The sequence below is a fragment of the Vibrio ponticus genome (assembly GCF_009938225.1).
In the GTDB taxonomy this organism is placed as follows: domain Bacteria; phylum Pseudomonadota; class Gammaproteobacteria; order Enterobacterales; family Vibrionaceae; genus Vibrio; species Vibrio ponticus.
Genome location: NZ_AP019657.1, coordinates 2,416,221 through 2,438,709, shown reverse-complemented (window position 1 = coordinate 2,438,709; position 22,489 = coordinate 2,416,221). Strand labels below are relative to the sequence as shown.

The following is a 22,489-nucleotide window of genomic DNA, read 5'->3' as shown; positions in this document are numbered from 1 at the left end:
ATATCCGGCGTCGGCATTAGGTTCGACGTCGGATGGAGTCTAATATGTCTATCGAACTTAAAGCCATTGAATGGCGTCATCACATTCATCAACATCCTGAATTTGGTACGGAAGAACACCAAACAGCCGAATTTGTTGCCACTAAGCTTGAAGAGTTTGGTATCGAAGTCCACCGCGGTATTGGTGGTACGGGTGTTGTTGGTATTCTAAAACGTGGTACAAGCGATCGTTCGATTGGTCTGCGTGCAGATATGGACGCACTGCACATTCAAGAAGAAAATACATTTTGCTATGCATCAGTAAATGAAGGAGCAATGCACGCTTGTGGTCACGATGGTCACACTGCAATGTTGCTAGGTGCCGCCCATGAACTGGCGACCAATGGTAATTTTGACGGTACGGTTTACTTTATTTTCCAGCCAGATGAAGAACGCGGTACTGGTGCGAAAGCAATGATTGCTGACGGTTTATTTACTCGCTGGAATATTGATGCTGTGTATGCAATGCACAACTTACCAGGTATTGAAGCTGGTCACTTTGTTACTCGTCCACATTCTATCATGGCGAGTGAGAGCAGCTTTGAAATTGAGGTAATTGCGACAGGTGGTCATGCGGCTATGCCTCATATGGGCACTGACCCAATCGTCGTGGGCGCGCAAATTGTTACCGCGATGCAGACGATTGTATCTCGTAATTTGAGTGCGATTGATGAAACAGCGGTTATCTCGGTTACTGAGTTCGCGACTAACGGTACCGTTAACGTAATTCCAACTAAAGTGACGATAAAAGGTGATACACGCAGTTTTACCGATGTGGCGTTACATAAGATTGAAAAGGCGATTGAGCGAATCGTCGCTGGTCAATGCATGTCTGCGGGTGTGGACTACACATACAAGTTCAACAACAGTTTCCTATCTACGATTAATACGCCTGATGAAGCCGCTTATGCAGTAGAAGCCGCGACTAAAGTGGTTGGTGCGGAGCGTGTAAATGGGGCATGTCAGCCATTTACGATTAGTGAGGACTTCTCATTTATGCTTCGTGAAGCGAAAGGTTGCTATATTCTTGTGGGGAATGGCGTCGGTGAGTGCGGTGGTACTGCATTGCATAAGCCTCACTATGATTTCAACGATAACATCATTAAAGATGGTATTGGTTTCTGGAAGACATTAGCTGAACAGCAATTGGCGAACTAATTAAACTTTATCGCTTGGCTTGTCATATATTAAGCAAGAAAACAAAGCCCTAAGAGTCCTATTAGGGCTTTTGACATTTTACACTGTCATTTGAAGTTTGATTTTCTGATAGAGCAATTCAGCCAGTTTATGGCTAGCTAGGTTACGGGCGATGATTTGGCTATCGAGTTTATTGGCTCTGACTACCGCTAACCAATCTTTAAGCATGGCATCAAAGCCTTTGCTTGTGAGCATCGGGGTCCAATCCTTTTGCACCAGTTTTAATTCCCTATCTTCGGACAATACAGTTCCAGTGACAAAAGAATCAAATTCGTAGGTTTTATTGACCAGGCACACCTGCAGTCGTTCGCTGGTGGTGCCGAATTGGCGGTTCATTGATGCTTGAAGAATGGTTTCGCCATGCTGCCATTGAACATCAAGGCGAGTGAGTTGTTGTCCATGCTTTTGATGCGTAACATGGAGTTCATCAAGGTCGGATTTTCCCCCCATATTGATGCTGTCTAAAGGATGGATAAAGTCATCAAAAATGAACGTTTTAAGATCGCCAGGTAATTGATAGCGATTTTTTTCCCAGCGAACGCTAAGAATGTCGCTGAGGTTACCTCGCTGTAGGGTTGGCAAGTGTTGATTGTACAGCGGGATATGACGGCGATTAAAACCCACATAAAGGGGCACCGTGTTACGCTCTGCTAGTTCATGCAAACGCTCAACATCTTGATAGTTATCAACCAGTGGTTTATCGACAAAAGTGGCGATTCCATGACTTAAGAAAAACGCGGCAATGTCATAGTGAGTGGCGGTCGCAGAATGGATCATGACCGCATCGATATTAAAGCTGAGCAACTGTTGATAATCGGTGGTGAAGTGTTGTATTCGGTATTGATTGACAAGAGTACTCAGTACTTGTTCATTGCGCGTGCATAGAATGATCTCAATATCTGCCATTTGAGCGATTACCGGCAAATACGCTTTGGTTGCGATATCACCTAATCCAATTAATGCCACTCTCATTCAATTTACCTCAAACTATAAATATCGGCGTTAGATCATGCCGATTCCTGTCATGGGTAACTCTCGAACTAGTCACAAATGAGCATTCGTCGGTTAAATATTTCGTTTATCTACGGGTTCTTCATCTCATATGTGTGCATTAAATTGCGTTTAATATTAATGATAGAAATGTAATTAGTAGCTTGTTGATATAGGTGTCATTAACTAGGGTTCTAATATGTGTTGTGATCTAGATCTCAAAAGTAATGAAAGCCATTTATCTACTCACCTTATTCTTTTTACTGCTTGCTCAGGGGTGCACTGGTGCAAATGGTTTGCTTGAATATGGGGACAACAAAACACCCGAGGTAAACTACTTGCCGTTTGGTATCCCCCTGCTGTTGGGTGGGCATGGAACGAGTGTTCCTCTGACTGAGAATGTGAGTATCACGGCGAAACACGTTGCACAACTTCATCCTAGTTTAGTCATCGCTCATCATCCTGATTGTGACTTATCACTGATTAAGCAAGATAATTCAGATAAGCCGCTTCCCACGCTAGGCATCATTTTTTCTTATCAGCCAGTCACTACCGTCGGTACCAATATGTGGGGTGAGTCACTTGTCGGTGAGGGAATTTACTATCGTGATATCTTTTTACCAGGACATGAATTGTTTGCTCGCTGTCCTGCCAGTTTAGTTGATGCGCCAGTTCAATCCGGAATGAGTGGTGGAGGGGTGTATAACGCCAATCGTGAATTAGTGGGTATCATCTCTGCTAAAGCGTATGAAGTTCAGCTTGCCGATGGCACTATAATTGAAACAGACCGAGTTTCACTGTTCGTTCCGCTTTTATTTGCCCGAGATTGGCTGGTAAAAAATCTGGATAGTTACTACGAGCAAAATCCACACTTGGATTCAGACATGCAAGCTGCTTTTTCTTCTGCGTTCAATATTGATTTGAGTCCCTTTAAACCTTCTGCTCTAAGCCCTGAATCTGAATGAAAAATAGGTAAAAGTCGCATTTTTCCTATGCAAATTAGCGCAACGTGATTTTATTGCCCAAGCTTTGATGATGTTATGTTTGCTCGGTAAATGAATAATGCGACGTGGTAGTACAGAAGGTTTTACTCTAATCGAACTCATTGTTGTTATTGTGATAGTGGCTATTGTCGCTTTAACCGCTGCGCCTCAGTTTCTGAGTTTTCAGTCTGATGCAAGAAGTAGTGCGATTAAGGGGTTAAGCTCTGCATTGCGCACAGGATCAGATTTTGTACACAGTAAAGCTGTTATAGAGAGGTTAGATAGTGGCTCTACAGAGATGGAAATTAATGGCAAGTTAATACGCCTTCGAGGCGGTTATCCTAGAGTGGCGGCAAATTGTAATCGCTTTACGGCTGATCTCGAATATTGGGTTGATTTGACGCTTTCTGCAACTTGTTTGGGGAGTGAAAGTGATCAGGCTGATTGGCATGGCGTTGTCTCGGCAAATCAGTTTCACTTCTTTCCTCAAGGCTACGATGATGTGTCGCAAAACTGCTTTGTCACTTATACCACCGCTTCACAGAGAATTGATGAAGATGGCGATGGTGATTTAGAGTGGGTTGATACGGACTCAGCAAATATTGAATATGAAACGAGCGGTTGCTAACAACCAAAAAATCCCCAAATCTATAACTTGTATTTGGGGATTCGGAGCAGCTTAATGCACCAACTATAGGGGGGAGTTAACGCATTGAGTCATAGTTTTTACTTATGCAAGTTCTGGCCAGTAACCTTTGTTAGCTTCGATCAGTGCATCGAGCACTTTACGAGCTTTCTTCGCATCACCTACCGTGCGGTTTAGTGTCAGCGCTTGTAGTGCTTTGGTGTATGAACCTTCAAACCAAGCTTCAACGGTTAGACGCTCGTAAGCAAATTGATTTTCGATCATGCCTTTATAGAAAGTAGGGATCTTACCTACACCGTATGGGCGCGGACCGTTGATGCCAAGCTCTGCTGTCACCTCAACCATCACATCATTGTCTAGGTTTGCCACTAGACCGTTGTTCTCAAGGATCACCACAAACTTACGCTTCTGGTTAAAGGCGATGGATTCTGCTACTTCAACGATCATATCGCCATGCGCATCGTTGTGAACCACGCTTGAGTTCTTGGTGGTACCATCGAGAACAGCTTGACGACACTCGTCAAATACACGCTTTTCACGACCGTTCATGACTTCGTTAGCACGGGTAAACTCAGGATCCAGTTTAGACAGTTTGTACTCTGGGTATAGGTAGTACTGTAGGTACGTGTTTGGCAGATAATCTGGGAAGTCACGTAGCATGTCTGCCACAGCTGCATAAGTATCTAACCAAGATTGATCGCGCTGCTCTGCATCCACAGGAATAAAACCATTCTCGGCGATGTAGGCTTTCAGTTTTGGCGCAAGATCTTCACCTTGCTGGTTGTAAAGGTGAGTGAACCAACCAAAGTGGTTTAGACCGAAGTACACAGGATCAAACTCATTTGGATCTACGTTAAGTAGGCGACCGTAAGAGCGAAGTAGGTTCACTGGTTGATCACAGATATTGAGAATGCGATCATCTTGTGGGAAGCGCTTTTTCAGTGCATCCGCGACGATTGCTGCTGGGTTGGTGTAGTTTAAGATCCAAGCCTGTGGTGAGCGTTCACGCACATCTTCAACCATTTGAATCATGTCGCCAATTGAGCGCATGCCGTAAGCGAAACCACCAGGACCACAAGTTTCCTGACCGATAATGCCTAAAGATAGTGGAATCTTTTCGTCTTTTTCACGCATTTCGTAGCCGCCAGTACGCATTTGGCACAGTACGAAATCGACATCTTTGTACGCAACATTGACATCAGTCGTGTACTCAAACTCAAGCTCTGGGTAATCCTCAGAGAAAAGTAGCTTGGCATATTCACCAATGGTTTCTTGACGCTCAGCATTCACATCAAACATCACTAAGCGGTTTAATGGGAAGGTGTCTTTACGTTTACATAGTGCTTTTAATAGACCTGGTGTCCAAGTTGAACCGCCACCGACAAGAACAATATTGAATGCTTTTTTCATCTTACTTCTACCTTAAATCAAATCTGGGAAATAGCCCCTGCCACGCAGGGGCGATAATTAAATGGATTAAATTGCGAGTGCTTTTTTTACATCGTTGGCGATGCTTTCTACTTGTGGACCGTAGATAACTTGTACATCCACATCGCTTGCTCGCTTAACGCCTGAGGCGCCAGTTGTTTTTAGAAAGTCATCTTTAACTTTGCTGATATCGTTCACTTTTACACGCAGACGAGTGAAGCAGTTATCAACCAGTTGAATGTTGCTTGAACCACCTAGACCTTCGATGATGCGGGTTGCTTGTTCTGATGCATTACCAACCACTTCCGTGCTGGTTTCTTCTTTTTCACGACCTGGTGTTGCGACATTGAAGCGCGTGATCACCGTGCGGAAAACGAAGTAGTAGATAGGGAAGTAACAAGCGCCGACGAGAACTGCGAACCACCATTGAGTTTGCGCACCACCAAGAACACCGAATACAAATAGGTCAATCACACCGCCTTGTACGTTACCGATCATTACGCCAAAGACATGCATCAAGGCGAAAGATAAACCTGTCATGATAGCGTGGAAGATAAACAGCAGTGGGCTGACAAAGATAAAGCTGAACTCGAGTGGTTCGGTGATACCTGTAGTGAAAGATGCGAGAGCGCCAGCAATCACAAGGGCTTTAACGCGAGTTTTGTGTTCATCGCGTGCACAGTGGTACATCGCAAGCGCCGCACCTGGTAGAGCGAACATCATCACAGGGATCTTGCCTTGTGCTAGGAAGCGAGTGGCTTCTTTGACAATTTCGTTGTCGATGCTACCAGGGTGAGTTAGGGCATAGTTAAAGATGCTCAATGCACCAACTACGCTTTCACCATCTACGTTGGCAATACCACCAATAGGCGTAAAGCGTACCGTTTCATTTAGAATGTGGTGTAAACCGGTTGGGATCAGTAAGCGCTCAGCGAAGGCAAATAGGAAAGTACCAAAACTGCCTGCTTGACCAATGAACTCACCAATTTTTGCAATTGCCGCACCAATGGTTGGCCAAATCAACGACATTGCCACACCAACAAGCGGCAGCACAACGACGGTAATGATCGGTACAAAACGGCGACCACCAAAGAAGTTAATCGCAGTTGGTAACACAATGGTGTAGAAACGGTTGTGCAGCGCCACAGTGACGAGACCTGCAATCACGCCACCGAGAACACTCATGTGGTAAGAAAAGATACCTAACGTGTTACCAAATTCAGCGGCAAACATCATTGCAGCCGTCTTATCCATACCTTGCGAAACAAGGTAAGCAACCGAGGTGGTTTCTGGGGTTAATCCCTGAGCAAGTAGTGAGTAGTTCACCCCCACGTGCATTGAGATAAAACCAATAATTGCCGCAAATGCAGCGGTTGGTTTCTCTTGTTTTGCTAGACCGATAGCAGCGGCCACAGCAAAGAAGAGTGGTAGGTTACCGAACAAAGAGCCAGCAACTTTACGGATAAACCCAAGAACCAATTGAACCGCTTCAAGCTGGTTGAATGATTGTCCTGTGATATTTGGGTTTTGTAGGGCGGCGGCTAAGCCTAGGAAAATACCCGCGGCGGCGATAACCGAAATCGGCATCATCAGCGCTTTTCCTAGGTCTTGCAGCTTAGAACCTAAGTGTTTCATCGAGTGATATCTCCATATCATCATTGTTATTATGGAAGCGATTAAAGAGCTTTTAGGTATAGTTGTCTATACAACTATACTTTTTGTGTGAGGTTAATCACTAACCAGTTATCATGCGGCATCAATCACGAAATCATTTAACTTTAATTAACATTCTCATTAATAAGGGTTGTATAGTTGTGTATTCAAGTGCTGCAAGATAGGATAAGCCGTCTACAAACAAGGGGTAACGCATGATAGACAAAGAATCTCATGTTCCTATCTATCTCCAAATAGAGCGCATTCTTACTCAGCAGATTGAACAAGGGATCTTGCATCCTGGTGACTCGATTCCATCGGAAACAGTTTTGGCTGAGCAATATCAAGTGTCACGAATGACCGCGCGCAAAGCGGTCGACTATTTGGTTCGTCAAGGTGTGGTGGAAAGACAGCGTGGACGCGGCACATTTATTTGTCAGCCAACCCAAGAGCTTAAGATGGCTTTACCACTGGATAAGCACTTAACCTCTAGTGAAGTTGCTACTTCGCTTAATTCACCCATTAGCAATAAACTGCTGCATCTCGAGAAGATGGAAGCGCCAGCTCATGTTGTTCAAGAACTGGGTTTAGAGCCTGGTAGTTTGGTTTGGTATATGAAGCGGCTGCGTTTGGTGGGGGAAATCCCGTTTGTGTTTGAATCTTCTTACATGCTCGCAGATCCGATGTTTGCCGATTTAGAGTCGCGTCACTTAAATAGCTCTAAATACAGTTACCTTGCCGAGAAAGGGCAAATGGTCGGTGGTAGTCAAAAACGTATTCGCGCCGAGTTGCCATCAGAAGAAGTCCGCATGTTATTGGGATTGAAACGCGATGAGCCAGTGCTGTGCGCCCACAGTATTGCGCGTCTAGAATCAGGACAAGCTTTCGAAGCTTCCGATATCTATTATAATCAAGAGCATTATACGTTTACTTTAGAAGCTACAAGGTAATGCATATCTACCTTAATTAAAGCGCTATTTGCTAGCGCTTTAATTTCTTAGTTAAATAAAAAGTAAAACCATATTTAGCTATCCAATAAATATCAAATTCCATTAATTATAATTTAATCATTAGCAAATGATTGTTATATCTGTTTATTGAAAAATAAATCCATACTGTTTCATAAATGACGCTCAATGTTCCAAAATGGGATTCTGTTCACGCTTCGTGCAACCGGTTGCGCTTTTTTGGCTGGTTGATTTTTGTTAAAGTTTTCACAGGTTGATAAATAACCAATAACGGAGCTGGGTGATGAAAAAAATTCTACTATGTTGTAGTGCAGGCATGTCTACGAGCATGCTAGTAAAGAAAATGGAGCAAGCAGCAGCAAATCGTGGTCTAGAGTGCCAAATTGAAGCGCTCGCTGTGAATGCTTTTGGCGAAGCTATTAAAGAGTACGACGTATGTTTACTTGGTCCACAAGTGCGTTTTCAACTGGATGAGTTGAAGAAAATCGCCGATGACCACGGTAAGAATATTGCGGCGATTAACCCACAAGATTATGGAATGATGAAAGGTGATGCTGTACTTGATCAAGCACTCGCACTGATTAATTAATTCATTTAAAAACTAAAAGATAAATATTAAACACATAAGTATTTGCGCCATATTTAATATGTATGGTGTAGGGCTTTGTTGTGCCAAAAAATAAGGATGGACACTATGAGTCTTTATGATTCAATATTAGGATTTGTCGAAAGGCATATAGCGCCTCTCGCGGTAAAAGTGGGTAACCAGCCCCATGTTCGAGCGATGCGTGATGGCTTCATTGTTGCGATGCCATTTATTATCGTTGGTAGTTTTATTTTGATTTTTGCGTTTCCTCCATTTGACCCTGACACGCAAAATGCGTTCGGTCGTGCATGGCTAGATTTTGCGTCTAATAATTTTGACGCGATTATGATGCCATTCAATATGTCGATGGGAATAATGACAATTTTCATCTCACTCGGCGTAGCCTATAGCTTAGCTAAGGCGTACAAGATGGATGGCATTACCAGTGCAGCATTATCATTGATGTGTTACCTGCTGGTGGCTGCACCGCTAAAAGATGGTGGTCTTCCTACTGGTCACATGGGAGGCACAGGTGTATTTACTGGCGTACTGTGTGGTTTCTTTGCGGTTGAACTCTACCGTTTCATGAAGAAGCACAACATCACGATTCGTATGCCGGAGCAAGTACCGCCAGCGATCGCTCGTTCTTTCGAAGTGTTACTCCCAGTATTGGCGGTATTCGTAACGCTTTACCCTCTAAGCTTATTTGTTCAAGCTGAGTTTGGTATGTTGATCCCAGATCTCATTCTTGAAGCATTCAAACCTTTAGTAAGCGCATCTAACTCTCTACCTGCAATCATTGGCGCACTGCTACTTTGTCAATTGCTTTGGTTTGCTGGTATTCACGGCGCGGCAATTGTCGTTGGTCTACTTTCGCCAGTATTCTTAACCAACATTGGCGTTAACACTGAAGCCTTTATCGCGGGTGAGCCAATTCCAAACGTATTTACGCAACCATTCTGGGATTTCTATATCTTCTTAGGTGGCTCAGGTGCAACTTTTGCTCTGGTATTGCTCATGGCATTTAGCCGCTCAGCTCACCTTAAGAGCATCGGTCGCATGAGTGTGGTTCCTGGCTTCTTCCAAATTAATGAGCCTGTAATTTTCGGTACACCTCTAGTATTAAACCCAACGTTATTCCTACCGTTTGTCTTGGTACCTATGATTAACGCCACTATTGCTTACTTCGCCGTGCATATGGGGCTAGTCGGTATGGGCGTCGCTACGACACCATGGACAACTCCAGCAATCATCGGTGCTTCTTGGGGTAGTGGTTGGACGTTTGCGCCAGTACTCCTAGTTATTGCCTTGATGATTCTCGATATCTTCTTATACCTACCATTCTTCAAAATGTTTGAGAAGCAGGTACTTGCAGAAGAGACTCCAACAGAAGACAAGCCCGCTGTTCAGCAAGCTTCAGGTCAAGGCGTAACCGCATAATTTGATTATTTTCAGTATTGTATTTTTCGGGAGGGAACATGGGTCAAGAAATGGTTGTGATGGAAATTATCTGTAATGCTGGTGAAGCACGAAGCCTATGTTACGAAGCGCTTAAGTTGGCTCGCCAAGATGATTTCGACCAAGCACAAGAGAAACTGGCACTCGGTAAAGAGTGTCTAAATAAGGCGCATTTGATGCAGACTCAGCTAATAGAGGCTGATGAAGGTCAAGGTAAAGTGCCAATGACTTTGGTGATGGTACATGCACAAGACCATCTCATGACAACCATTCTTGCTCATGAACTGGCGACGGAAATCGTCGCCTTACATCAGAAGTCTGTTGGATAGTGGAGTGGTAATATGGCAAGAGGTGCCCTTAAACTCGCCATCATTGGCGGTGGCAGTAGCTACACACCTGAGCTTATTGAAGGTGTAATTAAGCGCCGTGATTTTTTGCCGGTACGCGAGATTCACTTGGTGGATATCGATGCGGGTAAAGACAAGCTTGAGACAATTCATGCGTTAGCAACACGTATGGTTAACAAAGTGGGTGCTGACATAGAGATCAAAGCCAGTGTGGATCGCCGTGAGGCAATCAAAGACGCTGACTTTGTTATGACGCAGTTTCGCGTTGGTGGTTTAAAAGCGCGTGCAAGTGATGAACGCATCCCACTGAAATATGATGTGATTGGTCAGGAGACGACCGGACCGGGCGGTTTTGCTAAGGCACTGCGTACCATCCCGGTTATCCTAGATATTTGTAAAGATATTGAAGAGCTCGCGCCTAATGCTTGGATGTTGAACTTTACTAACCCTGCGGGGTTAGTTTCAGAGGCGGTGAATAAGCACACTAAAGTGAAAAGTATTGGCTTGTGTAATGTGCCAGTTTCAATGCGAATGATGGTGGCAGAAATGATGGCATGTGAGCCAGATGAGTTGCAGCTCGAATTTGCAGGACTTAACCACTTAGTATGGGTTCATAAGGCTTGGCTACATGGTGAAGATATTACTGAGACCGTGATTGAAAAGGTAGGTGATGGCGCCAACTTCAGTATGAAGAACATCTTTGAGGAGCCGTGGGATCCAAACTTCCTTAAAGCATTAGGTGCGATCCCTTGTCCTTACCACCGCTATTTCTATCAGACCGATGCTATGTTGGCGGAAGAGAAAGAGAGTGCAGCGGAAAAGGGCACACGAGCTGAACAAGTGATGGTAACGGAAGAGTCGTTATTTAAGCTTTACAAAGACGTCCATCTTGATGTGAAACCGAAAGAGCTTGAAGAACGTGGTGGTGCCTATTATTCGGATGCGTCGTTGAATTTGGTCGATGCGATTTACAACAATCGCAACGGTATCCATGTGGTGAATGTACCAAACAATGGTGCGATCAACACCTTACCGGATGATGCGGTGATTGAGTGTAGCGCGGTCGTCGGTAACTGGGGGGCTAAGCCAGTTGCGGTCGGTCAGCTATCTGCCAATGTGCTTGGTTTACTTCATCAAGTAAAAGCCTACGAGCAATTAGCCATCGAGGCGGCAGTGTTTGGTGATTACGATAAGGCGCTTATGGCACTAGCCAATAACCCGTTGGTACCGGACATTAAACGCGCGAAAGCGATCTTAAACGATATCTTACGCGAGAATGCCGAGTACTTGCCTCAATTCAAACTAACCACGCTTTAAAACCGTCGGTTAAATCGGAACTTAGCTGGGGAAAAGATGAAAGTAATTTTTAATGCAGACGACTTTGGTTTAACGGAAGGGGTGAACAACGGAATTGCCGCTGCCTTTCGTCAAGGCGTTGTACGTTCAACAACGTTTATGGTTGATATGCCTGGTGAGGCGCATGCGGTAAAGTTGGCTGCGAGCATGCCCGACCTGAAAGTGGGCTTACACCTGCGGTTCACGGCAGGTAAACCACTGACCAATCATAAATCATTGGTTGATGAGCGCGGTCTTTTCCCCGCTATTCCGGGATTCTGGCAAAAACAGGACTTTGATTTAGAAGAAGTCTATCAAGAAGTCGTGGCGCAAGTAGAGCATTACTTAGCGCTAGGATTAGAGCTAAGCCATATCGATGGTCATCACCATGCTCATACTCATCCACAAATAGCCCCCGTGGTAAACCAAGTTGCTCAGAAATATGGTGTACCCGTGCGAGGGGTTGGATTTGTGGATCGCCAAGAGGTAGGTGGTCGCTACCTTTTTAGCGAACGGTTCTATGACAACAAAATATCGCTAGCAGACGCTAAGCAATTAATGTTGGACTACGAACACGAGTGTGAAGTGCTGGAAGTCATGTGCCATCCAGCGATAGTGGATACTCAACTACGGTCGATGAGCAGCTACTTAGCTCAAAGGGAGCAGGAGTTAGAGACATTAACTTCGGCAGCATTTGTCGCTTTTTTGCGAGAGCGTGATATCCAAGTCACGGATTATTCCGCACTCGCTTATTTATAGCATTATCCCTGTGTATCATGAACTGTCAGTTTCATTTCCCCCTAACGTTTGGATACTGACAGTTTTTTTTATTTCTACTCAGCATTAATGAAGGTTATATGGCAAGGATAAAAGATGTCGCAGCGCTTGCTGGCGTGAATCGTTCTACGGTATCAAGAATCATTAATGGTGAAGGGAAGTTTAAAGAAGAGACGAGAAAGAAAGTTGAGCAAGCAATGGCAGAGCTTAACTATCGTCCCAGCGCGATCGCACGTTCTCTGGCGACCTCTTCTAGTAACATGATGGGCTTACTTGTTACGTATTATACCGGTGGTTTTTTCGGAGCTATGATGGAACAAGTGCAAAATGAGCTCGATCTGCATGCCAAATTTTTGATCACCGCACAAGGGCACCATTCCAAGGAAGGGGAGCGACATGCGGTGGAGCGTTTTCATGACCTTCGCTGTGATGGTTATATCTTGCATAGTCGCCACCTAAGCGATCAAGATTTGGTTGAACTGGCGAAGCAGCATCCCCCCTTTGTTCTGCTTGATCGTGTGGTGCCGACGTTAGAAGAACGCTGCATTCGGTTTAATCATCACACTGCCAGTACAATGGCGGTTAATCACTTACTTAAACAGAATCATAAACTCATAGGATGTATTACGGGTCCAACATGCCGTGAGAACAGTCTGCAACGCAAGCAAGGTTATCTTGATACCATGAAAGAGGCGGGGATCGACGTGTCTGAATCGTGGTGTGAAGAAGGAAATTATGGTTCACGCAGTGGCTATGAAGCGACAGAGAAGTTGCTCAGTCGACACCCGGAGCTGACCGCTATTTTCTCTTGCAGTGAGGAGATGACTGTGGGGGCAATGCAGTACCTGCATGAACATGGTTTACGCGTACCGAATGATATATCGATTGTTAGCTTTGATAGTGTGGAACGATGCAAAGAGCTTTATCCCGCAGTGACATCAGTCTGCTTCCCAATTCATGATATGGCTCAGTCTGCTGTACAAGTGCTAATGGATTTGATTTCGGGTAAGGCGACTCAAACCAATCACGAATTTACACCTCAATTGGTGGTTGGTAAGGCTGATCGGTACTTAGCTTAGGACTAAAGTCCTAATTACTTCTTTACATACTTAGCTATTCTAAAGAAAAACAATATCTTTAAGGGTAGCTATGTATCAATTAACTCCATATCTTTTCTTTGCTGGACGTTGTGAAGAAGCACTAGAGTTCTATTCACGTACTTTTGAAGGCGTGGTACTTACCAAACAATACTTTCGTGACGCTCCTCAAACCATAGAGGGTGCCAATCCTGATTGGGTGATGCATTCTGAAATAGAAGCCTTTGGTCTCAAGTTAATGCTCTCTGACGGCATGATTGTGAATGAAGTCGCCGGCAATAATGTGGCGTTATCATTGGTTATTGATAGTTTGGATGACCAAGCTCGTCTTTTTGATAAGCTTTCACACGGTGGACATATCATGATGCCGCTGGAAGATACATTTTGGGGTGCGCGATTCGGGAAAGTAGAGGATCAATTTGGTGTCCGTTGGATGCTGCATTGTAATCACTGATTTATTGGTTAATCGCTATAAGTGTCTCACTTATAAGAGAATGAGATGAATTCATTACGCCTTTAACCTAGAATGTGTCGCGTTTTTGGTGATTGGATTTTATAAACGTGGCAAGTATCAAGATAACCGTTGACCGTATCCAGCCGGGATTGCACGTACGTCTGCCGGTGAAATGGAACGATCACCCGTTCTTATTCAATAGCTTCAAAATTAAAAACCACGAACAGGTGCGCATTATTCGTCACTTGGGGCTTAAGTACGTCTATGTGAACATGCAGCAAAGCGATACTTCGCCTTTACCGATCGATGAAACGATTGAAGCGACAGACTCTAGCCTGAATGAAGCAATGGACAAACGTGCAAAGCAGTTATGGGAAGAAAAGCAACAGCGCATTGAACGTATGAGTGCTTACCGCCGACGAGTTATTGAGTGTGAAAAAGAGTTTGAGCGTTCGCTAGCACGCATGAGAGCGGTGATGACTAAAATTCGTAATCGCCCCGAGTTGGCGGTGAACGAAGCGACTTTATTAGTAGAAGATATCGTTGATAGATTACTTGCAAATGAAGATGTCACACTGCACATGATGAATGGCAAAAGTGAATTTGAAGATATTTACTTTCATTCATTGAACGTAGCTGTAGTCTCTATGTTGATTGGCAAAGCGAAAAAGCTCGATGCCGATAGTATTAAGCAGTTAGCTTTTGCCGCTTTGTTCCATGATATGGGTAAAGTAAAGATACCTACTGCCATCCTACGTAAAACGACCCCTCTTAATGAACCAGAGCAGAACTATTTAAAGCTGCACACTAAGTACGGTATCGACATCGCTAACAATATAGAAAGCTTTCCCGCTAGCGCGTTAAAAGTGATAGCCGATCATCATGAGTTACTTGATGGTTCAGGATACCCGTCTGGCTTAAAAGGCGATGAGATAGATCAGTTTACCCAGATAATCTCTGTTGCAAACGCGTATGACAATCTTTGTCATAACTCTATTACCGCCAAGCAGAAGATTCCTTACATCGCGCTTTCTTATCTATATAAGAACTGCAAGCATCTTTATAACAATGAGAACCTCGGTATTTTGATTAAGTTTATGGGCGTTTACCCACCAGGGACCGTGGTACAGCTATCTAATAATATGGTCGGGATGGTGATATCAGTAAACTCTGCGAATTTACTTAACCCTAATGTAATGGTGTATGACCCATCAGTGCCACGCACCCAGGCGCCGATCATCGACTTGGCGGAGAAAGATATAAAGATAGTGAGTGCCATTTTACCTAATAAATTGCCAGATAAAGTAAGAGAGTATCTCAATCCTCGCTCGAGAATTTCCTATTTCTTTGACTCTGACGATTAGTTATGCACATGCATTTGTGCATAACTGGTGTGTAACTTGAGGGTAGTTTGGGTGTAAATGACGAGCTGATTACTGATTGCGCAGTTAAGCAGTTTTTATGGAAAAAAATGCAATTTGGACTTGCGCAAAAAATTCAGCTCCCTATAATGCGCATCCACTGACAGGGCAGACGCCATAAGGCTTCAGCGATAGTCAGAGAGGTGTAAAGCTTCTGAGAAAATAAATTGAAAAAGTGTTTGACTCTTTCAATAGTCTCGTTAGAATTCACCTCCGCTTTGAGAAAGTCTCGAAGCATAGCTCTTTAACAATAAGAACCTATCAATCTGTGTGGGCACTCGTTGATGATAATCCAATTAGATACTTCGGTATCAAATTTGATTTCAATGAACTGAGTGACCAATTAAGACTTCGGTCTTAGCACAGTCAATTCATTATCGTTCTGTTGGAATGATAATAGCTTTAAAATTACATTAGTAGTTTTGAAGTCAGTATTCATTGAGTCACCAAAATCTTAAATTGAAGAGTTTGATCATGGCTCAGATTGAACGCTGGCGGCAGGCCTAACACATGCAAGTCGAGCGGCAGCGACAACATTGAACCTTCGGGGGATTTGTTGGGCGGCGAGCGGCGGACGGGTGAGTAATGCCTAGGAAATTGCCCTGATGTGGGGGATAACCATTGGAAACGATGGCTAATACCGCATGATGCCTACGGGCCAAAGAGGGGGACCTTCGGGCCTCTCGCGTCAGGATATGCCTAGGTGGGATTAGCTAGTTGGTGAGGTAAGGGCTCACCAAGGCGACGATCCCTAGCTGGTCTGAGAGGATGATCAGCCACACTGGAACTGAGACACGGTCCAGACTCCTACGGGAGGCAGCAGTGGGGAATATTGCACAATGGGCGCAAGCCTGATGCAGCCATGCCGCGTGTATGAAGAAGGCCTTCGGGTTGTAAAGTACTTTCAGTAGGGAGGAAGGTTCATGCGTTAATAGCGTATGGATTTGACGTTACCTACAGAAGAAGCACCGGCTAACTCCGTGCCAGCAGCCGCGGTAATACGGAGGGTGCGAGCGTTAATCGGAATTACTGGGCGTAAAGCGCATGCAGGTGGTTAGTTAAGTCAGATGTGAAAGCCCGGGGCTCAACCTCGGAATTGCATTTGAAACTGGCTGACTAGAGTACTGTAGAGGGGGGTAGAATTTCAGGTGTAGCGGTGAAATGCGTAGAGATCTGAAGGAATACCGGTGGCGAAGGCGGCCCCCTGGACAGATACTGACACTCAGATGCGAAAGCGTGGGGAGCAAACAGGATTAGATACCCTGGTAGTCCACGCCGTAAACGATGTCTACTTGGAGGTTGTGGCCTTGAGCCGTGGCTTTCGGAGCTAACGCGTTAAGTAGACCGCCTGGGGAGTACGGTCGCAAGATTAAAACTCAAATGAATTGACGGGGGCCCGCACAAGCGGTGGAGCATGTGGTTTAATTCGATGCAACGCGAAGAACCTTACCTACTCTTGACATCCATAGAACTTAGCAGAGATGCTTTGGTGCCTTCGGGAACTATGAGACAGGTGCTGCATGGCTGTCGTCAGCTCGTGTTGTGAAATGTTGGGTTAAGTCCCGCAACGAGCGCAACCCTTATCCTTGTTTGCCAGCGAGTAATGTCGGGAACTCCAGGGAGACTGCCGGTGATAAACCGGAGGAAGGTGGGGACGACGTCAAGTCATCATGGCCCTTACGAGTAGGGCTACACACGTGCTACAATGGCGTATACAGAGGGCTGCCAACCAGCGATGGTGAGCGAATCCCAAAAAGTACGTCGTAGTCCGGATTGGAGTCTGCAACTCGACTCCATGAAGTCGGAATCGCTAGTAATCGTGGATCAGAATGCCACGGTGAATACGTTCCCGGGCCTTGTACACACCGCCCGTCACACCATGGGAGTGGGCTGCAAAAGAAGTGGGTAGTTTAACCTTTCGGGGAGGACGCTCACCACTTTGTGGTTCATGACTGGGGTGAAGTCGTAACAAGGTAGCGCTAGGGGAACCTGGCGCTGGATCACCTCCTTATACGATGATTATTGCGATGAGTGTTCACACAGATTGATGGTTTTGAAGCGAACGCTTCGAGCTATTATTGCTCTTTAACAATTTGGAAAGCTGACAAAACAACAATTTATTGTTGTTTGTAAAGTTCTCAAAGTATTCATTTATTGAATACACAAAAACACATTCAAGTGTTCTTGGAATTTGAGTCCGGCAAAATCGAGTCTGCATCATGTATAAAAATTGCAGACAACTTTGGTGATTTGAACATCAACTCGAAACTCCTTCGGGTTGTATGGTTAAGTGACTAAGCGTACACGGTGGATGCCTTGGCAGTCAGAGGCGATGAAGGACGTATTAACTTGCGATAAGCCCAGATTAGGCAGTAAAAGCCACTTGAGTCTGGGATTTCCGAATGGGGAAACCCACTAGCATAAGCTAGTATCGCTACGTGAATACATAGCGTAGCGAGGCGAACCGGGGGAACTGAAACATCTAAGTACCCCGAGGAAAAGAAATCAACCGAGATTCCGAAAGTAGCGGCGAGCGAAATTGGACTAGCCCTTAAGCTTTACACGCGTTAGACGAACGGTCTGGAAAGTCCGACGATACAGGGTGATAGTCCCGTAGTTGACGATGTGTGTTCAGTGAAATCGAGTAGGGCGGGACACGTGTTATCCTGTCTGAATATGGGGGGACCATCCTCCAAGGCTAAATACTACTGACTGACCGATAGTGAACCAGTACCGTGAGGGAAAGGCGAAAAGAACCCCTGTGAGGGGAGTGAAATAGAACCTGAAACCGTGTACGTACAAGCAGTAGGAGCAGGCTTTGTCCTGTGACTGCGTACCTTTTGTATAATGGGTCAGCGACTTATATTCAGTGGCAAGGTTAACCATCTAGGGGAGCCGTAGGGAAACCGAGTCTTAACTGGGCGTTCAGTCTCTGGATATAGACCCGAAACCAGGTGATCTAGCCATGGGCAGGTTGAAGGTTGAGTAACATCAACTGGAGGACCGAACCGACTAATGTTGAAAAATTAGCGGATGACTTGTGGCTAGGGGTGAAAGGCCAATCAAACCTGGAGATAGCTGGTTCTCCCCGAAAGCTATTTAGGTAGCGCCTCGGACGAATACTACTGGGGGTAGAGCACTGTTAAGGCTAGGGGGTCATCCCGACTTACCAACCCTTTGCAAACTCCGAATACCAGTAAGTACTATCCGGGAGACACACGGCGGGTGCTAACGTCCGTCGTGGAGAGGGAAACAACCCAGACCGCCAGCTAAGGTCCCAAATTATTACTAAGTGGGAAACGATGTGGGAAGGCTTAGACAGCTAGGATGTTGGCTTAGAAGCAGCCATCATTTAAAGAAAGCGTAATAGCTCACTAGTCGAGTCGGCCTGCGCGGAAGATGTAACGGGGCTAAGTAATAAACCGAAGCTGCGGCAATGAAGTTTACTTCATTGGGTAGGGGAGCGTTCTGTAAGCCGTTGAAGGTGTGTTGTAAAGCATGCTGGAGGTATCAGAAGTGCGAATGCTGACATGAGTAACGATAAAGGGGGTGAAAAACCTCCTCGCCGGAAGACCAAGGGTTCCTGTCCAACGTTAATCGGGGCAGGGTAAGTCGACCCCTAAGGCGAGGCCGAAAGGCGTAGTCGATGGGAAACGGGTTAATATTCCCGTACTTCTTACAATTGCGATGGGGGGACGGAGAAGGCTAGGTGGGCCTGGCGACGGTTGTCCAGGTTCAAGTGCGTAGGCTGAGAAATTAGGTAAATCCGGTTTCTCTTAAGGCTGAGACACGACGTCGAGCTACTACGGTAGTGAAGTCATTGATGCCATGCTTCCAGGAAAAGCCTCTAAGCTTCAGATTGTAAGGAATCGTACCCCAAACCGACACAGGTGGTCGGGTAGAGAATACCAAGGCGCTTGAGAGAACTCGGGTGAAGGAACTAGGCAAAATGGTACCGTAACTTCGGGAGAAGGTACGCTCTTGACGGTGAAGTCCCTCGCGGATGGAGCTATTGAGAGTCGCAGATACCAGGTGGCTGCAACTGTTTATTAAAAACACAGCACTGTGCAAAATCGTAAGATGACGTATACGGTGTGACGCCTGCCCGGTGCCGGAAGGTTAATTGATGGGGTTAGACTTCGGTCGAAGCTCTTGATCGAAGCCCCGGTAAACGGCGGCCGTAACTATAACGGTCCTAAGGTAGCGAAATTCCTTGTCGGGTAAGTTCCGACCTGCACGAATGGCGTAATGATGGCCACGCTGTCTCCACCCGAGACTCAGTGAAATTGAAATCGCTGTGAAGATGCAGTGTACCCGCGGCTAGACGGAAAGACCCCGTGAACCTTTACTACAGCTTGGCACTGAACATTGACCCTACATGTGTAGGATAGGTGGGAGGCTTTGAAGCAAGTACGCCAGTATTTGTGGAGCCGTCCTTGAAATACCACCCTTGTAGTGTTGATGTTCTAACGTCGACCCCTAATCGGGGTTACGGACAGTGCCTGGTGGGTAGTTTGACTGGGGCGGTCTCCTCCCAAAGAGTAACGGAGGAGCACGAAGGTGGGCTAATCACGGTTGGACATCGTGAGGTTAGTGCAATGGCATAAGCCCGCTTAACTGCGAGAATGACGGTTCGAGCAGGTGCGAAAGCAGGTCATAGTGATCCGGTGGTTCTGAATGGAAGGGCCATCGCTCAACGGATAAAAGGTACTCCGGGGATAACAGGCTGATACCGCCCAAGAGTTCATATCGACGGCGGTGTTTGGCACCTCGATGTCGGCTCATCACATCCTGGGGCTGAAGTCGGTCCCAAGGGTATGGCTGTTCGCCATTTAAAGTGGTACGCGAGCTGGGTTTAGAACGTCGTGAGACAGTTCGGTCCCTATCTGCCGTGGGCGTTGGAGAATTGAAAGGGGCTGCTCCTAGTACGAGAGGACCGGAGTGGACGAACCTCTGGTGTTCGGGTTGTGTCGCCAGACGCATTGCCCGGTAGCTAAGTTCGGAATCGATAACCGCTGAAAGCATCTAAGCGGGAAGCGAGCCTTGAGATGAGTTCTCCCTGATACTTTAAGTATCCTAAAGGGTTGTCGGAGACTACGACGTTGATAGGTCAGGTGTGTAAGTGCTGTGAGGCATTGAGCTAACTGATACTAATTGCCCGTGAGGCTTAACCATACAACACCCAAGGGGTTTTGATGGACTCAAAGAAAGAACAAAACTTGATTGTGTAGAGAACACACTCTTTATATAAGAGAAATCAGCTTTCCAGATTAAAGAATTTTTCTCGATGGCCATAGCGCTTTGGACCCACCTGATTCCATGCCGAACTCAGAAGTGAAACGAAGTAGCGCCGATGGTAGTGTGGGGCTTCCCCATGTGAGAGTAGGACATCGCCAGGTAACATTTTAGAGCCCTGACCAATCGGTCGGGGCTTTTTTCGTTTCAGCGAGTTATAACTTGGAGAGGCAGTGTGTGTTTGCGAAACGTCGATGTGTCGAACCATCGAAGTGTCGAACCACGCATCGCCCATGCAAGAGTAGGACATCGCCAGGTAATATTTTAGAGCCCTGGACTAGGCGTCCCCACCATTCGGTCGGGGCTTTTTCGTTTCAGCGACTAACGTTTTTCGTTAAGTGACCAGTCATACTCATAGTCAATTTTGCTTGGTGCACTTTGAAGCTGTGGGCGATATTGCTCTAGATGTGCTCTTACCCCACCATCCACCGTAAAGTCTTCCGCAAACCAATCATAAATTGAAGAGACGATGAGTTTGTTACCTTCAATCTGCGCGCCTTTGTTACTGTTGATGAAGCTTATCGCCGCCTTTTCAAGTAACTGCTCAGTGTTGTTTGCACTAAACGCTTGTTGCTGAAGGTTCGGGCAACCTAGGCTGGCGCAGTTTACAGCGTAATGAGTGCGCGGATCTTGCCAGATTGGGCGCAGGATACGGTGTTCAATATCATTAAGTGTGATGGTTTTGCCGTTAATGGTAATGACCTCCTCATCCCATGGACCAAAACTAAACAAACCACCAAGCTTGGTAATCGATTTCACCGGATATTCTTCTAAGATAAGGTCGACAGTGATCGCATTGTAGAGGTTAACCCAATAGGCATACTGCTCGTCTTTGGAGTATTGCAGTGGATTGAGTTGTGCCATTTGGTTTAAGTAACCGTCCAGTTTGGCATCATCATCTTGTGAGACTGCTGAATAGGCAAACAGATTGTGTTCACCTTGTTTTGATATATAGCGATTTAGGATCTCTTGCCAAGCTTGATGGGAGATCTCCGCAGAATTGCTTTCATTGCTTTGCTGCCAATAACTCCAAAGTTTCGCCTCTGGCGCGGCGTAAAGTGGCAATGAAAATAGTGCAAGGGTAACAATAGCGAATCTAGCCATGGATATTACTCAATCTTTTGAACACGTTATCTATTAGACCTACACCAAGAAGTAAATATTTCAAATGACACAAAAAAGGTTGGCAACTGCCAACCTTTTTACGTTCCACTTAAGCTAAAAAGCTTGGAATGTTACTTTCGTACTCGGCGATTTTATCTTCGTGCTGCAAGGTCAGCCCGATGTTGTCTAAGCCATTTAGTAGGCAATGGCGACGGAAGCTATCGATTTCAAAGCGGTATTCTTTGCCATTTGCTCTTACTACATTGGCTTCAAGATCCACTTCTACTTGCGCGCCTTCGTTAGCATCAACAAATTGGAAGATTTCATCGACTTCTTGCTCAGTCAAGCGCACTGGTACCATTTGGTTGTTGATCGAGTTGCCGTAGAAGATATCGGCAAAGCTTGGCGCGATCATCGCTTTTATACCGTAATCAGCAAGTGCCCATGGCGCGTGTTCGCGCGAAGATCCACAGCCAAAGTTTTCACGTGCAAGCAGAATTGACGCGCCTTGATAGCGTGGTGCATTCATTACAAACTCAGAGTTTGGTTGCTCGCCTGCGTCATCAAGAAAGCGCCAGTCATGAAATAGGTGTTTGCCGAAACCTAAGCGTGATACTTTCTGGAGAAATTGCTTAGGAATAATCGCATCGGTATCAACGTTCGCTGCATCTAGAGGAACAACCAAGCCTGTGTGCTGTTTAAAACCTGACAT

17 protein-coding genes and 3 rRNA genes are annotated in these 22,489 nt (G+C 45.6%); 15 read left to right on the top strand and 5 right to left on the bottom strand.

Features of this window, described 5'->3' with window-relative positions; translation table 11 throughout:
- Window positions 1-44 precede the first annotated feature (44 nt).
- On the top strand, window positions 45-1,196 hold the full coding sequence (locus GZN30_RS10800) for a M20 aminoacylase family protein (RefSeq protein ID WP_075652302.1): 1,152 nt from the start codon (window positions 45-47) through the stop codon (window positions 1,194-1,196).
- A 78-nt stretch (window positions 1,197-1,274) separates the two neighbouring features.
- On the opposite strand, the gene GZN30_RS10795 is transcribed toward GZN30_RS10800, so the two are convergent.
- Window positions 1,275-2,207 carry a Gfo/Idh/MocA family protein gene (locus GZN30_RS10795; protein WP_075652303.1) on the bottom strand — a complete coding sequence of 311 codons (933 nt, stop codon included), beginning with the start codon at window positions 2,205-2,207 and terminating at the stop codon, window positions 1,275-1,277.
- 245 nt (window positions 2,208-2,452) lie between these two features.
- On the opposite strand from GZN30_RS10795, the gene GZN30_RS10790 reads away from it, so the two are divergent.
- Both GZN30_RS10790 and GZN30_RS10785 read left to right on the top strand, forming a co-directional pair.
- Window positions 2,453-3,190 (top strand): serine protease family protein, encoded by a 738-nt coding sequence (locus tag GZN30_RS10790; RefSeq protein WP_075652304.1) that lies wholly within the window; start codon window positions 2,453-2,455, stop codon window positions 3,188-3,190.
- 97 nt (window positions 3,191-3,287) lie between these two features.
- Window positions 3,288-3,836 carry a prepilin-type N-terminal cleavage/methylation domain-containing protein gene (locus GZN30_RS10785; RefSeq protein ID WP_075652305.1) on the top strand — a complete coding sequence of 183 codons (549 nt, stop codon included), beginning with the start codon at window positions 3,288-3,290 and terminating at the stop codon, window positions 3,834-3,836.
- 102 nt (window positions 3,837-3,938) lie between these two features.
- On the opposite strand, the gene GZN30_RS10780 is transcribed toward GZN30_RS10785, so the two are convergent.
- Together GZN30_RS10780 and GZN30_RS10775 are read right to left on the bottom strand one after the other, a co-directional pair.
- A complete protein-coding gene (locus GZN30_RS10780; RefSeq protein ID WP_075652306.1) occupies window positions 3,939-5,264 on the bottom strand; it encodes a 6-phospho-alpha-glucosidase in 1,326 nt (441 codons plus the stop codon).
- 66 nt (window positions 5,265-5,330) lie between these two features.
- Window positions 5,331-6,917: a PTS transporter subunit EIIC gene (locus GZN30_RS10775; protein WP_075652307.1), complete on the bottom strand. Its 1,587-nt coding sequence runs from the start codon at window positions 6,915-6,917 to the stop codon at window positions 5,331-5,333.
- 233 nt (window positions 6,918-7,150) lie between these two features.
- Between GZN30_RS10775 and GZN30_RS10770 the strand changes: the two genes are divergently transcribed.
- The 12 genes from GZN30_RS10770 to rrf all read left to right on the top strand — a co-directional run bounded on the left by GZN30_RS10770 (window position 7,151) and on the right by rrf (window position 20,777).
- Entirely contained in the window at window positions 7,151-7,885 is a 735-nt protein-coding gene (locus tag GZN30_RS10770) for a GntR family transcriptional regulator (RefSeq protein ID WP_075652308.1), read from the top strand.
- Window positions 7,886-8,186: 301 nt separating this feature from the next.
- Window positions 8,187-8,492, top strand: coding sequence for a PTS sugar transporter subunit IIB (locus GZN30_RS10765; RefSeq protein ID WP_075647642.1), 306 nt, complete (start codon window positions 8,187-8,189; stop codon window positions 8,490-8,492).
- 105 nt (window positions 8,493-8,597) lie between these two features.
- Window positions 8,598-9,929: a PTS sugar transporter subunit IIC gene (locus tag GZN30_RS10760; protein ID WP_075647643.1), complete on the top strand. Its 1,332-nt coding sequence runs from the start codon at window positions 8,598-8,600 to the stop codon at window positions 9,927-9,929.
- Between the two features lie 38 nt (window positions 9,930-9,967).
- Complete coding sequence (locus GZN30_RS10755; RefSeq protein ID WP_075647644.1) at window positions 9,968-10,276, top strand: PTS lactose/cellobiose transporter subunit IIA; 309 nt, start codon at window positions 9,968-9,970, stop codon at window positions 10,274-10,276.
- Between the two features lie 12 nt (window positions 10,277-10,288).
- Window positions 10,289-11,611, top strand: coding sequence for a 6-phospho-beta-glucosidase (locus GZN30_RS10750; protein ID WP_075647645.1), 1,323 nt, complete (start codon window positions 10,289-10,291; stop codon window positions 11,609-11,611).
- 36 nt (window positions 11,612-11,647) lie between these two features.
- Window positions 11,648-12,388 carry a chitin disaccharide deacetylase gene (chbG, locus tag GZN30_RS10745; RefSeq protein ID WP_075647646.1) on the top strand — a complete coding sequence of 247 codons (741 nt, stop codon included), beginning with the start codon at window positions 11,648-11,650 and terminating at the stop codon, window positions 12,386-12,388.
- Between the two features lie 98 nt (window positions 12,389-12,486).
- Window positions 12,487-13,485 carry a LacI family DNA-binding transcriptional regulator gene (locus GZN30_RS10740; protein WP_075647647.1) on the top strand — a complete coding sequence of 333 codons (999 nt, stop codon included), beginning with the start codon at window positions 12,487-12,489 and terminating at the stop codon, window positions 13,483-13,485.
- 70 nt (window positions 13,486-13,555) lie between these two features.
- Window positions 13,556-13,957, top strand: coding sequence for a VOC family protein (locus GZN30_RS10735; RefSeq protein ID WP_075647648.1), 402 nt, complete (start codon window positions 13,556-13,558; stop codon window positions 13,955-13,957).
- Window positions 13,958-14,064: 107 nt separating this feature from the next.
- Window positions 14,065-15,321 (top strand): HD-GYP domain-containing protein, encoded by a 1,257-nt coding sequence (locus tag GZN30_RS10730; protein ID WP_075647649.1) that lies wholly within the window; start codon window positions 14,065-14,067, stop codon window positions 15,319-15,321.
- 513 nt (window positions 15,322-15,834) lie between these two features.
- A 16S ribosomal RNA gene (locus GZN30_RS10725) occupies window positions 15,835-17,389 on the top strand.
- Between the two features lie 273 nt (window positions 17,390-17,662).
- Window positions 17,663-20,553 (top strand): 23S ribosomal RNA (locus GZN30_RS10720).
- Between the two features lie 108 nt (window positions 20,554-20,661).
- A 5S ribosomal RNA gene (rrf, locus tag GZN30_RS10715) occupies window positions 20,662-20,777 on the top strand.
- The 16S, 23S and 5S rRNA genes sit together here, the layout of an rRNA operon.
- A 217-nt stretch (window positions 20,778-20,994) precedes the next feature.
- Here the strand turns inward: rrf and GZN30_RS10710 are convergent.
- Both GZN30_RS10710 and leuD read right to left on the bottom strand, forming a co-directional pair.
- Complete coding sequence (locus GZN30_RS10710; protein WP_075649662.1) at window positions 20,995-21,777, bottom strand: DUF547 domain-containing protein; 783 nt, start codon at window positions 21,775-21,777, stop codon at window positions 20,995-20,997.
- Window positions 21,778-21,886: 109 nt separating this feature from the next.
- A complete protein-coding gene (gene leuD, locus GZN30_RS10705; protein WP_075649663.1) occupies window positions 21,887-22,489 on the bottom strand; it encodes a 3-isopropylmalate dehydratase small subunit in 603 nt (200 codons plus the stop codon).

Excerpts from the sequence above, each read along its gene's own strand:
- chbG (WP_075647646.1), top strand. The coding sequence starts at position 11,648 with ATGAAAGTAATTTTTAATGCAGACGACTTTGGTTTAACGGAAGGGGTG.
- GZN30_RS10740 (WP_075647647.1), top strand. The coding sequence starts at position 12,487 with ATGGCAAGGATAAAAGATGTCGCAGCGCTTGCTGGCGTGAATCGTTCT.
- GZN30_RS10765 (WP_075647642.1), top strand. The coding sequence starts at position 8,187 with ATGAAAAAAATTCTACTATGTTGTAGTGCAGGCATGTCTACGAGCATG.
- GZN30_RS10760 (WP_075647643.1), top strand. The coding sequence starts at position 8,598 with ATGAGTCTTTATGATTCAATATTAGGATTTGTCGAAAGGCATATAGCG.
- GZN30_RS10800 (WP_075652302.1), top strand. The coding sequence starts at position 45 with ATGTCTATCGAACTTAAAGCCATTGAATGGCGTCATCACATTCATCAA.
- GZN30_RS10775 (WP_075652307.1), bottom strand. The coding sequence starts at position 6,917 with ATGAAACACTTAGGTTCTAAGCTGCAAGACCTAGGAAAAGCGCTGATG.
- GZN30_RS10735 (WP_075647648.1), top strand. The coding sequence starts at position 13,556 with ATGTATCAATTAACTCCATATCTTTTCTTTGCTGGACGTTGTGAAGAA.
- leuD (WP_075649663.1), bottom strand. The coding sequence starts at position 22,489 with ATGTCAGGTTTTAAACAGCACACAGGCTTGGTTGTTCCTCTAGATGCA.
- GZN30_RS10710 (WP_075649662.1), bottom strand. The coding sequence starts at position 21,777 with ATGGCTAGATTCGCTATTGTTACCCTTGCACTATTTTCATTGCCACTT.
- GZN30_RS10780 (WP_075652306.1), bottom strand. The coding sequence starts at position 5,264 with ATGAAAAAAGCATTCAATATTGTTCTTGTCGGTGGCGGTTCAACTTGG.
- GZN30_RS10750 (WP_075647645.1), top strand. The coding sequence starts at position 10,289 with ATGGCAAGAGGTGCCCTTAAACTCGCCATCATTGGCGGTGGCAGTAGC.
- GZN30_RS10770 (WP_075652308.1), top strand. The coding sequence starts at position 7,151 with ATGATAGACAAAGAATCTCATGTTCCTATCTATCTCCAAATAGAGCGC.
- GZN30_RS10785 (WP_075652305.1), top strand. The coding sequence starts at position 3,288 with ATGCGACGTGGTAGTACAGAAGGTTTTACTCTAATCGAACTCATTGTT.
- GZN30_RS10755 (WP_075647644.1), top strand. The coding sequence starts at position 9,968 with ATGGGTCAAGAAATGGTTGTGATGGAAATTATCTGTAATGCTGGTGAA.
- GZN30_RS10790 (WP_075652304.1), top strand. The coding sequence starts at position 2,453 with ATGAAAGCCATTTATCTACTCACCTTATTCTTTTTACTGCTTGCTCAG.
- GZN30_RS10795 (WP_075652303.1), bottom strand. The coding sequence starts at position 2,207 with ATGAGAGTGGCATTAATTGGATTAGGTGATATCGCAACCAAAGCGTAT.